The following is a 10,930-nucleotide window of genomic DNA, read 5'->3' as shown; positions in this document are numbered from 1 at the left end:
GGAGGTAGGATCTCTTCAGACCAGTTAAAAAATCGAAAACCTGTTTTATTGTATTATCAATACTTATAAATATTTGAATTTAAAAGATTAGCTGCGTGATTTTAGTGTAAATACTCAGGTTTTCACAAAAACTTGACCTATGCCTCATTTTTGCAAATAAGCATGGTTGAAAGGTGACAGGAATGCGTGAAACCGTGGGTCATTCGCCCATCATGGAGCGCAGGATTTCTTCGGGAACAGGCTGCAAACGCTTTTCTTTATCCAAGCAGACCATTTCGATATCGCCGATAACGGCTGCCCGGGTGGCACCCGGTCGCCAGACTTCCTGACGCCACAGGGTCTTGTATTTGCCGTCTAGGGTGAATGTGGTGCGAATATCGCAAATCTCCGCAAACTCAACACCATCTTGGAAGGTCATATTAGCCTTGTAGACTGCAAACCCTAGTCCATGTTCGTTCCACAGCCGCGCCAACTTGTCACTATCAATGACATGTTCACGTGCGCGTTCGAAATATTTGAGAAAGTTAGGGTGGTATACCACGCCTGAGTGGTCAGTATCTTCGTAATAAATTTGTACCGGGTGGTGATATACCTTGCTCATCTTGGTTTCTGTCTCTCAAATCAATAAGGTGTTCTATACTTTTCTGCCGGAGCAAGAATAAGTATCACGAGTGGCACTCTACATGAGGTTTGCCTTTGACATAATATCTTTTGTACTGGTCATATGAGCCAGCCTACATCTCGTTATCTGGCAGTTTTTATTGAATCCTCGTTCTTTTCTTGCTCCAATGTCGCGCAAGTAAGCATAAATAATGACGATCGGTGCCGTTTTGACCGAGATAGTGAGCAGTTACAATAGTTGAATGAAATATTCCCGCGTTTTTATCAATAGTCTGGCTTACGAGCTAGCACCACAAGTGGTCACAAGTTCAGAGCTTGAATCCCGTTTAGCTCCTTTGTATCAGAAATTCCGAATCCCGATGGGGCAGCTTGCCGCGTTAACCGGGATCGAAGAGCGTCGCTGGTGGCCGAAGGGACATGTACTGTCTGATGGCGCACTTGCCGCAGCCCGTAAATCGATTGATGAAACGGGTGTCAAAGTCGAGGATCTGGGTGCTGTTATTTATACCGGCGTATGCCGCGATCAGCATGAACCGGCTACCGCCTGTCGAATTGCCTCTGAGCTGGGTGTGTCGAACAATACCGCCATTTACGATATCAGCAACGCCTGTCTTGGCGTGCTCTCCGGCATTCTTGATATCGCCAACCGTATCGAGTTGGGACAGATCAAAGCCGGTCTGGTGGTTTCTTGTGAGTCAGCCCGCCACATTGTCGACATTACCATTGATCATATGCTGGCCGAACCGACCATGCAGAACTTTGCGCAGTCGCTGGCAACACTGACCGGCGGCTCGGGAGCTGTTGCTGTGTTGCTGACTGACGGTAGTCTCCCGCTTCGCAATACGCGCCAGCACCAATTGTTGGGTGCTAGCCATCTGTCGGCACCGGAGCATCATGATCTTTGCCAGTGGGGCCTGCAGGAAGTGGGGCCGCAGTTGTTCCGCGAGTATATGCGTACCGACGGTGTGAGCCTGCTTAAGGAAGGGGTTCAGCTGGCGCGTGATACCTGGCAGCATTTTCTCGAGCAGCGTGATTGGGTTGTCGATCAGGTCGACAAGGTTATTTGTCACCAAGTCGGAGCATCTAACCGGAAACAGGTGCTAAATGCGTTGAACATTCCTGTTGGTAAAGAATTCCCGACCTATCGTCTGATGGGAAACATGGGCAGTGTTTCTTTGCCTGTTACCGCCGCGATGGCGCATGATCACGGCTTTTTGAAACCGGGCAACAATGTGAGCTTCCTGGGTATAGGGAGCGGGCTTAACTGCATGATGTTGGGTCTTAAGTGGTAGCGGTCGGTAACTACCAAACAGTACATAATAAGGATGGTCATGTTAGACACATTGTTTCCCTTTAAGCGCAACTTTCTTGATCGCAACGGTCATAAGCTCCACTACCTCAATGAGGGGCAGGGCGAGCCTGTTGTGATGGTTCATGGTAATCCCAGCTGGTCGTTCTATTACCGTAATCTGGTAACAGCATTAAGCGATAACCATCAGTGTATCGTGCCGGATCATATTGGCTGCGGTTTGTCCGACAAGCCGGATGATGATGGATATGATTATACTCTGAGCAACCGTATCGACGATCTTGAGGCGTTGCTGGAACACTTGGATGTACGGGAAAATATCACTCTGGTGGTTCATGACTGGGGCGGAATGATCGGCATGGGGTATGCTGCTCGCTACCCTGATCGGATCAAGCGTCTGGTGGTCTTGAACACCGGTGCATTTCACCTGCCTGAATCAAAGCCTTTTCCGTGGGCGCTGTGGATTTGCCGCAATACGTTACTAGGTACCGGGCTGGTACGTGGCTTCAATGCGTTTTCGTCAATTGCATCTTATGTGGGGGTAAAACGTAAACCGATGAGCCCGGAAGTGCGCAAAGCCTATGTTGCGCCGTTTGATTCATGGGCAAACCGGATTTCTACCTTGCGTTTTGTTCAGGATATTCCGCTGCGCGAAGGCGACAGAAACTATCAGCTCGTCTCTGATATTGCCGCCAGCCTACCGGGCTTCTCACAAGTGCCGACGTTAATCTGCTGGGGGCTGAAAGACTTTGTCTTTGACAAGCATTTCTTGGCTGAGTGGCGTGAGAGGATGCCGCATGCAACGGTGCATGAGTTTGCTGACTGCGGCCACTATATTCTCGAAGATGCGAGTGACGAAGTTGTCCCGCTGATCACGGATTTTCTTAATAATACGCCGTCGAGCGAGGTATAGCCCACATGGCTGAACAGCATCAGGCCAATATCTGTCGTCACCTGAAGCGAGCTGCGGAAGAAACGCCAGGCGCGCTTGCTGTCGCGGTGCAAAAGCGGTTGCTGACTGGCAGGTTCCGCTATCAGGAACTGAACTTTGCAGAGCTTGATGCCGAGAGTGATCGTATTGCCCTGGTACTTGCTGAGTATGGCATTACCCGCGGCATGAAAGCGGTGCTGATGGTAACACCTAGCCTGGATTTCTTTGCCCTGACGTTTGCCCTGTTCAAAGCCGGTGTGATCCCGATCCTTGTTGATCCGGGCATGGGGATAAAGAATCTCAGGCAGTGTTTCGCCGAGGCCGAGCCCGATGCGTTCATCGGGATCCCGAAAGCCCATATGGCGCGCTGTTTATTTGGTTGGGGCAAGCCGAGTGTCCGTCGTTTGTTGACTGTCGGCGGCAGTGAGCTATTTGCCAAAGCCTTTGGCGGTACAAGCCTTAAGGCCTTGCTGAAAGTCGATGCAAACTCTCAATCCTCACACGAGAATAACGAGACGCCAATAACCCACAATATGGCATTGCTCGGCAATGATGAAATGGCCGCGATTTTGTTCACCAGTGGTAGCACCGGAACGCCCAAAGGGGTGGTGTATACCCATGCCATGTTTGAGGCACAAATCAATGTGCTGAAAAACGATTACGGCATTGTTCCTGGTGAGCGCGATCTTGCCACTTTCCCGTTGTTCTCCCTTTTCGGACCTGCGCTTGGGATGGCATCGATTGTGCCTGATATGGATGCCAGCAAACCGATCACCGCTAACCCTGACAACCTCTTTGCTGCAATCGAGCAATATCAATGCAGCAATATGTTTGTCAATCCGGCCCTTATTGAGCGGCTGGGGCAAGCCGGAACAACGACTACAAGAACTACAAAAACGAGTCCACATACCTTGCCCAGCATTCGACGGGTGATTTCTGCCGGCGCGCCGGCGACGATTTCATCGATTGCCCGTTTTAGCAAGATGCTGAAAGACGGTGTCGAGGTATTAAATTCATATGGTGCGACAGAGTCCTTGCCGCTGACGATGATCGGGAGTGAGAAGCTCCTTAATACAACCGATATTACTGATAGCGGTGGAGGCATATGCGTCGGGAGGCCAGTTGATGGGGTTGATGTGGCGATCATTGCGATCACAGAAGATCCAATCACTGATTGGGACGAGGCATTGCGACTACCGGTAGGTACGATTGGTGAAATTGTCGTGAAAGGACCGATGGTCAGCCACTCTTATTACCGTCGTGCCAGTGCGACTGAACAAGCCAAGATCATAGACATTGCTGATGGCTCGGCTGAGCACAGTGTTCGCCACCGTATGGGAGATTTAGGTTATCTCGACCAGCATGGCCAATTGTGGATGTGTGGTCGTAAAGCCCACCGGGTCGAGGCCAATCGTGCAGGTTCGACATTCGATGATGAGCCTTATTTTTCGATCCCATGTGAGCGTATCTTCAATACTCACCCAAAAGTCAGACGTACTGCGCTAGTCGGTGTAGAAATCAGGGGCGAGACTGCGCCGTTGTTGTGTGTAGAGCTTGAAAAAGGGGTTGAGTTAGAAAAGTCAGAATCAGCGGTAGAGCATTTTTATGACGAGCTCAGAGCTATAGGTGAGAAACATCGCCAAACCGCAGGCATTGCTGATTTCCTGATCCATCCTGACTTCCCTGTTGATATTCGCCACAATGCGAAAATCTTCCGAGAGAAACTCGCCGTTTGGGCACAAGACAGTATTTCTAAATAACGAACATACAAAAGGCACTCGATGGTAAGCGATCTAACTATCTCCGGTAGCACGGTTAATCACGAACTCCTGCCTGAAGAATCAAAGGCACTGCAGGCGCTGGCGCTGAAGGTTAGCCATGCGTTTGTAACTGGAGCAGGAGGCTTTCTGGGTAAGGCCATTTGTCGCTACCTGCGGGCAGCGGGGATTGAGGTGACGGGCTTTGCTCGGGGGAGTTATCCGGATCTTGAGCTGATGGGCGTCAGGATGGTCAAGGGTGACATCTGTGACAAACCGGCATTACTGGCTGCGATGCAAGGGTGTGATGTGGTCTTCCATGTTGCCTCGAAAGCGGGTGTCTGGGGCGAAAAGGACGCTTATTTCCGCCCAAACGTGGATGGTGCGCGTAACATCATTGAGGCGTGCCAGGTGCTCGATATAGATAAGCTGGTGTACACCAGCACACCGAGTGTGACATTTGCAGGAAGGGATGAAGCGGGAATTGACGAGTCTGCTCCTTATGCTGACAACTACCTTAACTACTATGCAGAGTCGAAGGCCATTGCTGAGCAGCTGATCCTTGAGGCAAACTATAGTAGTTTGAGTACTGTTGCTCTGCGTCCCCACCTCATCTGGGGCCCGGGTGATCCCCATCTCGTACCGCGGGTGATTGAGCGTGCCAGAGCGGGTCGCTTAAAGCTTGTCGGCAGGGAAGATAAACTGGTTGATACGATTTACGTTGATAATGCCGCCTATGCCCATATATTGGCTGCTATTGGCCTGTCTGGGGATGAAAAAGCGTGTGCCGGCAAGGCGTATTTTCTCAGCAACGACGAGCCTATTACGATGGCGGCGATGCTAAACAAGATACTGGCAAGCGCCGACTTACCCGAAGTTAACAAGCGGGTGCCTGCTGGCTTGGCCTATTGTGTCGGCTCGTTTTTGGAGTGGGTATACGGGGCGTTGGGCAAAAAAGAAGAACCGGTTATGACTCGCTTTGTGGCAAGGCAACTGTCGACGAGCCATTATTTTGATATCACCGCCGCCAAACGCGACTTGGGATATACGCCGTTGGTCAGCATTGATAGCGGTATGAAGAAACTGAAAGCGTCGCTTTCGGACGCTTAATTATAGTTCCAGACGCTAAATTATAGTTTCAGGTACCTAGTTATAATTCCACGGCATAAAGTCCGAGAGCCGGTGCGGCTTCGGGCTCTTCGATATTTTCAACAAAATGTAACCCCAGTTTGTTCAGCAGTTTGATACAGCGTTGATTGTCAGCTGTGGTAATGGCGACGAGCTTTTTCATTTTGAGTTCCCGTCGACCATACTCCATGACCGCCTGCGCTGACTCATAACCAAACCCCTGACCGAAATAGTCCGGCAGGAAGCCATAGCCAAGGTCGACATCATCCAGTGAGTCGCGCTTAATCAACCCGCAAATACCGTGCTAGATACCATAGTCTCGTTCGACTTTGGATATCCTGACCTTGAACGTTGAATACCATTCTTTGCGGCCTTTTTTCTGTGCTATTTGGTGCTCTGCATTTGCCTTCCAGGCTTTGATTGCTGCTAAGTCGCGCCAGTAGGAAACGGTAATACCGACGCCCTCTCTTGCAGATTCGATACCCAGAAAGCCGGGCTGTATACTGGCAAGTTCGACCATTTTATCGGCCATGATCCCATAGCCGTTGTCACCTTCGGTGCGTTCGGAGGTAAAGATAACGGCGTAATAAGGTGGTTCAGGTGTATTGGCAATCCCGGACATACTGATTCCTTTCAGTGTGGTGTTCAATTTGCAGTGACTTGAAGCGGCAGGTTATCACAGTCCGGCTTCAAGTCACTTTTTTGCGCTAGGCCGTTTGTTTGCTGGTTCTGGCTGCAAGTTTGTTGGCCAGCGAGTGTAGCTCTGGCAGCATTCGCTGGATCAGGTGAAGCTGCTGCAGGACCATACGGACGGACTTACAGTCTTCGTCCCGCCACTGGGCAAGTTGTTGCTCTAGATCGGTATCCGAACTTGGTGCCTGACTGCATTGGTTGCCGTCGAGTTGTTCCGCCAGGCAATCAAGGTGCGCGTGGATCTGGCGGTGTGCCTTGGCGACCAGGTGATGGGTTTGCTCATCATCGAGCTGGGTCCTGTGAGCACCTAAGGCCGAGATATAGCTCAGCATCGCATGATTAAGCGTCAGAAAGCGGAAGCTCTCGTCGGTTGCCATTCGGTAGCGGCCGGGCTCGGCCAGCATATTACTGATGGCAGTACTTAGCTGGGCGTCGGTATTGTGGGCGTCACGGCGGGCAATGCGGTAGTTCAGGCTGTCTTTTTTGCCGATTCGGTACTGGCCGATGATTTGACCGAGGTAGTCGCGGTTAGTGGTAATGGCCGAGGCCATGACCTTGTGCAGTCGGTTTGCCTGCCAGTCAGGCAAAATAAAGCTAACAGCCAGCACGGCCAGCAAGCAGCCGAGCAAGGTATCTCCTAAACGCGGCAGGATCACTGCGTACCCTTCGCCAAGCTGATTGAAGCAGAATAGCACTAGCAAGGTAATAAACGCGGTTGCCAGCCCATAGCGCACGGTGCGGAACGCAAAGAACAATACCCCGGCTAACACCATGAGCACCAGTTGTCCTTCCTGACCAGGGAATAAGTAAAGCAGAGGGATACCGGCCAGCAGGCCGCCCAGCGTACCGATGACTCGCTGGACCAGCTTCTGGCGTGTAGCGCTGTAGTTAGGCTGGCAGACAAACAGGGTGGTAAGCAGGATCCAGTAGCCTCGTTCCAGCTCCAGAGCCTGAATGACGCCGTAACCGACGGTCAGGGCGATAGCCATCCGCAAGGCGTGGCGAAATAGCATAGAGTCCGGTGTGAACTGGCTGGTAATACGTTGCCAGCGTGCTTTCATATTGCGTGCTTCGTTGTCGGCCAGCTCTATATCATTGCCTGTCTGGGCGACATCGGGGTTGCTCACATTTGAAAGTTGGCGTTCTACTGTCGCAAGGTTGTTGAACAGGTACTCGAGCTGGATCAGATAGGTTCGCCACTTCGGGTTGTGCTGGTTTTTCAGATACAGTAGCGACTCTTGAAGCTCGTCGAGCGCTCTGACACTGTCTGCACCATGCCGGTAGGGTTTGCCCATTGCCAGCGCATGCGAAACTTCTCGACAGGCCTTGGCCTGACTGGTCAGTAATCGCTGAAAACGAAACAGAACATCGCTGCGCTGGAACGCGGCTGCCAGGTCTTGGTAGCGGTAGTGCGAAGAGCTTGCCCGCTCATGAATATCCTGGGCCAGGAAGTAGATCTTGAGGAACTTGTCGCCGGTATCGTTCGGTCGGCCACGACGGGCGCGGTTGAGTAAAGTGGCTTTGGCACCGTTAAGGGCTGCGACGACCCGGGCATTCTGTCCGGCAGCCTCTAGCCGCAAGGGTTGCGGTACCATGTTGTTAACAGGCTCGAAAAGCTTGCTTTTACTGTCGAGGTAGTGGGCAAATTCGGTAAAAACGGCAGCCAGGCTTTGCTGTACCGGTTGGTTGGGCCACAAGACCTGCCATGTCAGAGAGAGCAGGCCATACCAAGACGCACCGGCCAGCAGCAACATCGGCTGATACCAGAGATTCACGCTATGATCGGCACCGAGCATGGTATAGACCGCCAGCAACAATGATGCAAAAGCGATGCTGGCATAACGCGCCCCCATTGCGCCCAGCATAATAAAACCGAAGGTCGAGCTAAACAGACCGATTGCAAACAGAACTGGGTAGTCAAACAGAATTTCGATCGAAAACGCCGCAATAAGAAAGCAGGCCAGGGTCATCACCAGGGCTTTGATCCGTCCGGTCAGGTTATCGTCGGTTTCGGCAAGAGCGGCGGCAATAATCCCCAAAACCAGCGGTGTGACTTCGGTTGTAGCGTCCAGATACCAGCAGGGGAATGCGATCCCGACCAGCGCAATAAGAACTCGAATACTGTAGTTAATTCTGTCGTTCGCCCAGTAGCGGCGAAAAGCAAGTTTTAAGCGGCTGGTTTGCATGTTGGCTCAGTTAGTTAGGTGGAGCGGTAAAGATACCAAAGTTCATATCTCAAAGGGTATATACCCCTTGTAAAAATAGTGGCTAATGCATTTATTAGCAGAAATTTTACTCAAATGGCTGTTCTGGTGCTATGGCCTAACCGGAGTTCTTGCTACTCTTTACCTGTTTTTGGAAAGCTTTGGGTGACAGCATGCGTTTAACAGCCAGTTGGCTAGCACAGTGGTTGGTTCAGGGAGACTATTGCAGCATTGAATTGGCTGAGAATAGCCTGATCCTGGATAGTCAGACCGAGTCGGAGGAAATCCCTTTTGATGACTGGGATGGTGCGATTGCTGTGCATCGTGGTGTGATTTGGGGATCAATGGAAATCACCTCGGCCGATCAGGAATACTGCTGGACGGTACACGGGCTACCTTGGAGCCAGTGCAAACAGTTTGCCGAGATATTGCTCGAAGCCTATCGAAGCTGGGCGCAGGGTCGGGTTGAGAAACTCGATAGCGTGCTGCCTGACATGCTGAGCCGGATAGATGACTTTGCCGGTCAGACAAGCTATTTGCGCCAGTCTGAACATCAGTGCCTTAACCATTTTCTGCAACAATCGCTGGCAATGACGGGGCTGTCTCATGAACTGGCTACATCGTTTCGCCCTATGGCGTTTGAGAAAGTCACGCCCTGGCTGGAAGATAATGCTACATGGGTGGAGGAAACCAATAAGCAATGGCTGAAACAAGAAGCGGACAAGTGGTCATCCTGGTTTGATAAATTTGAGTCTTCTCCCCTCAACGAATCGCAACGTGAAGCGGTGTTAATTAACCAAGATCATAACTTAGTATTGGCGGGAGCAGGTACCGGTAAAACCAGTGTGCTGGTTGCGCGTGCAGGTTATCTGGTTGCCAATCAGGTTGCACAGCCAGAAGAGATCTTGATGCTGGCATTTGGCCGTAAGGCTGCCGAGGAAATGGGCGAGCGTCTCGGCCAGAAAGTGAACAGCAACATTAAGGTCGCCACTTTCCACAGTCTGGGTACCCAGATCATCAAATCTGTTGAAGGCGAGCAGCCGAATGTTTCTCCCTTGGCATTGGATGAAAAAGCCCGCGCCAGCTGGATTGCCGGGATGCTGACCGAGCAATGGCAGACAGCGGCGTCCGCGAAACGTTGGCAAAAGCACCTGACCCAGTGGCGGATCCCTGGGTTCAAGGCTGATAACTCGATGGAGAAGCAGGCCAAAAGCGAGCAGCTGGCCGCCTGGATCTGGCGTCATATCGAGCTTATCGGTCAGCGGGGGGCAAATAAGTCGGAGCTGAGCCAGAGTATTGAGACCAGTGAAGGCAATGCTTCGCATGCGAGGATGAAGAGTGAGCTGGCCTTGTTGTGGCCATGTTTCCGCGCTTATCAGCAATACATGAAAGCTAATAAGCAAATTGACTTCAACACCATGATCCAAAAAGCGACGGAATATGTCGTTGAAGGAAAGTACGTACCGGAATGGCGCTTTATTATGGTGGATGAGTATCAGGATATCTCGCCACACCGTTTGGCGTTGATTGAGGCACTTTGCAAGTCGTCACAGGAAGGAAAGAGCCACCCGACGTTGTTTGCCGTCGGTGATGACTGGCAGGCAATTTACCGTTTTGCCGGTGCTGATGTTAACCTGACGACCGGTTTTGAAGAGCGCTTTGGCTCGAGCCATATTACCGAGCTAGGCACTACCTATCGATTTAACAGCATGATCGGCGAAGTTGCCAACGTGTTTATTCAGCAAAACCCTCAGCAGCTGAAGAAGAACCTGACTAGCTTCAAGAAGCAAAAACGCAAGGCGGTGACGCTTTTGTGTCAGGATTTGCTGGAACAAGAGTTGGTACAGCTGGCTTCGCAAAATAGCAAACCAACCTCGGTGTTGCTTCTAGGACGCAATAACAATCAGCGCCCTGAAAAGCTTAAAGAGTGGCAGAGCCAGTGGCCGCAGCTGTCGCTGGACTTCATGACTTGCCATGCAAGTAAAGGGCGGGAAGCGGATTACGTGTTCATTCTGGATGTGAACAAGGGGACCTTCCCGGCACCTGATCGTGAAACTGGGCTGGCTGGTTGTCTTCAGGCCCGTAATGAAGCCTTCAGCGATGCCGAAGAGCGTCGCTTGTTTTATGTTTCGCTGACGCGGGCGAAAAAACATGTATGGGTGTGCGCAGATCCAGAAAAGACTTCGCCGTTTATCAATGAGCTGATTGATGAAAAATACCCGGTTATGAATAAAATAAAACGGATGAAAGCTGCCAGAAGCTAATGACGACGGGCAACTGGCAATTG

At 51.3% G+C, this 10,930-nt stretch carries 9 protein-coding genes; 5 read left to right on the top strand and 4 right to left on the bottom strand.

Annotated elements, in window-relative coordinates:
• Nucleotides 1-199 precede the first annotated feature (199 nt).
• Nucleotides 200-601 carry a thioesterase family protein gene (locus L4D19_RS11700; protein WP_428452616.1) on the bottom strand — a complete coding sequence of 134 codons (402 nt, stop codon included), beginning with the start codon at nucleotides 599-601 and terminating at the stop codon, nucleotides 200-202.
• A 262-nt stretch (nucleotides 602-863) separates the two neighbouring features.
• Here L4D19_RS11700 and L4D19_RS11695 point away from each other — a divergent pair, with 262 nt between their 5' ends.
• The 4 genes from L4D19_RS11695 to oleD are packed head-to-tail and all read left to right on the top strand — an operon-like array spanning nucleotide 864 to nucleotide 5,728.
• On the top strand, nucleotides 864-1,913 hold the full coding sequence (locus L4D19_RS11695) for a 3-oxoacyl-ACP synthase III (protein WP_428452615.1): 1,050 nt from the start codon (nucleotides 864-866) through the stop codon (nucleotides 1,911-1,913).
• A gap of 39 nt (nucleotides 1,914-1,952) precedes the next feature.
• Nucleotides 1,953-2,843 carry an alpha/beta fold hydrolase gene (locus L4D19_RS11690; protein ID WP_428452614.1) on the top strand — a complete coding sequence of 297 codons (891 nt, stop codon included), beginning with the start codon at nucleotides 1,953-1,955 and terminating at the stop codon, nucleotides 2,841-2,843.
• Nucleotides 2,844-2,848: 5 nt separating this feature from the next.
• The gene (gene oleC, locus L4D19_RS11685; protein ID WP_428452613.1) at nucleotides 2,849-4,621 is read left to right on the top strand and encodes an olefin beta-lactone synthetase; all 1,773 of its coding nucleotides are present in this window, start codon (nucleotides 2,849-2,851) and stop codon (nucleotides 4,619-4,621) included.
• 21 nt (nucleotides 4,622-4,642) lie between these two features.
• Nucleotides 4,643-5,728, top strand: coding sequence for a 2-alkyl-3-oxoalkanoate reductase (oleD, locus tag L4D19_RS11680; protein WP_428452612.1), 1,086 nt, complete (start codon nucleotides 4,643-4,645; stop codon nucleotides 5,726-5,728).
• 40 nt (nucleotides 5,729-5,768) lie between these two features.
• Here the strand turns inward: oleD and L4D19_RS11675 are convergent, their stop codons facing one another.
• The 3 genes from L4D19_RS11675 to yccS all read right to left on the bottom strand — a co-directional run bounded on the left by L4D19_RS11675 (nucleotide 5,769) and on the right by yccS (nucleotide 8,625).
• Entirely contained in the window at nucleotides 5,769-6,035 is a 267-nt protein-coding gene (locus L4D19_RS11675; RefSeq protein WP_428452611.1) for a GNAT family N-acetyltransferase, read from the bottom strand.
• Between the two features lie 15 nt (nucleotides 6,036-6,050).
• On the bottom strand, nucleotides 6,051-6,368 hold the full coding sequence (locus L4D19_RS11670) for an antibiotic biosynthesis monooxygenase family protein (protein WP_428452610.1): 318 nt from the start codon (nucleotides 6,366-6,368) through the stop codon (nucleotides 6,051-6,053).
• An 85-nt stretch (nucleotides 6,369-6,453) separates the two neighbouring features.
• Nucleotides 6,454-8,625: a YccS family putative transporter gene (yccS, locus tag L4D19_RS11665; RefSeq protein WP_428452609.1), complete on the bottom strand. Its 2,172-nt coding sequence runs from the start codon at nucleotides 8,623-8,625 to the stop codon at nucleotides 6,454-6,456.
• A 191-nt stretch (nucleotides 8,626-8,816) separates the two neighbouring features.
• Here yccS and helD point away from each other — a divergent pair, with 191 nt between their 5' ends.
• Nucleotides 8,817-10,907 (top strand): DNA helicase IV, encoded by a 2,091-nt coding sequence (gene helD / locus L4D19_RS11660; RefSeq protein WP_428452608.1) that lies wholly within the window; start codon nucleotides 8,817-8,819, stop codon nucleotides 10,905-10,907.
• Nucleotides 10,908-10,930 lie beyond the last annotated feature (23 nt).

Source organism: Photobacterium kasasachensis (assembly GCF_050336885.1).
Lineage (GTDB): Bacteria > Pseudomonadota > Gammaproteobacteria > Enterobacterales > Vibrionaceae > Photobacterium > Photobacterium kasasachensis.
The sequence above is the reverse complement of the archived record's forward strand: the minus strand, read 5'-3'. Positions and strand labels throughout refer to the sequence as shown.

What these genes read in the sequence shown, in the direction of transcription:
- oleC (WP_428452613.1), top strand. Translation starts at nt 2,849, where the DNA reads ATGGCTGAACAGCATCAGGCCAATATCTGTCGTCACCTGAAGCGAGCT.
- yccS (WP_428452609.1), bottom strand. Translation starts at nt 8,625, where the DNA reads ATGCAAACCAGCCGCTTAAAACTTGCTTTTCGCCGCTACTGGGCGAAC.
- L4D19_RS11695 (WP_428452615.1), top strand. Translation starts at nt 864, where the DNA reads ATGAAATATTCCCGCGTTTTTATCAATAGTCTGGCTTACGAGCTAGCA.
- L4D19_RS11690 (WP_428452614.1), top strand. Translation starts at nt 1,953, where the DNA reads ATGTTAGACACATTGTTTCCCTTTAAGCGCAACTTTCTTGATCGCAAC.
- oleD (WP_428452612.1), top strand. Translation starts at nt 4,643, where the DNA reads ATGGTAAGCGATCTAACTATCTCCGGTAGCACGGTTAATCACGAACTC.
- L4D19_RS11700 (WP_428452616.1), bottom strand. Translation starts at nt 601, where the DNA reads ATGAGCAAGGTATATCACCACCCGGTACAAATTTATTACGAAGATACT.
- L4D19_RS11670 (WP_428452610.1), bottom strand. Translation starts at nt 6,368, where the DNA reads ATGTCCGGGATTGCCAATACACCTGAACCACCTTATTACGCCGTTATC.
- helD (WP_428452608.1), top strand. Translation starts at nt 8,817, where the DNA reads ATGCGTTTAACAGCCAGTTGGCTAGCACAGTGGTTGGTTCAGGGAGAC.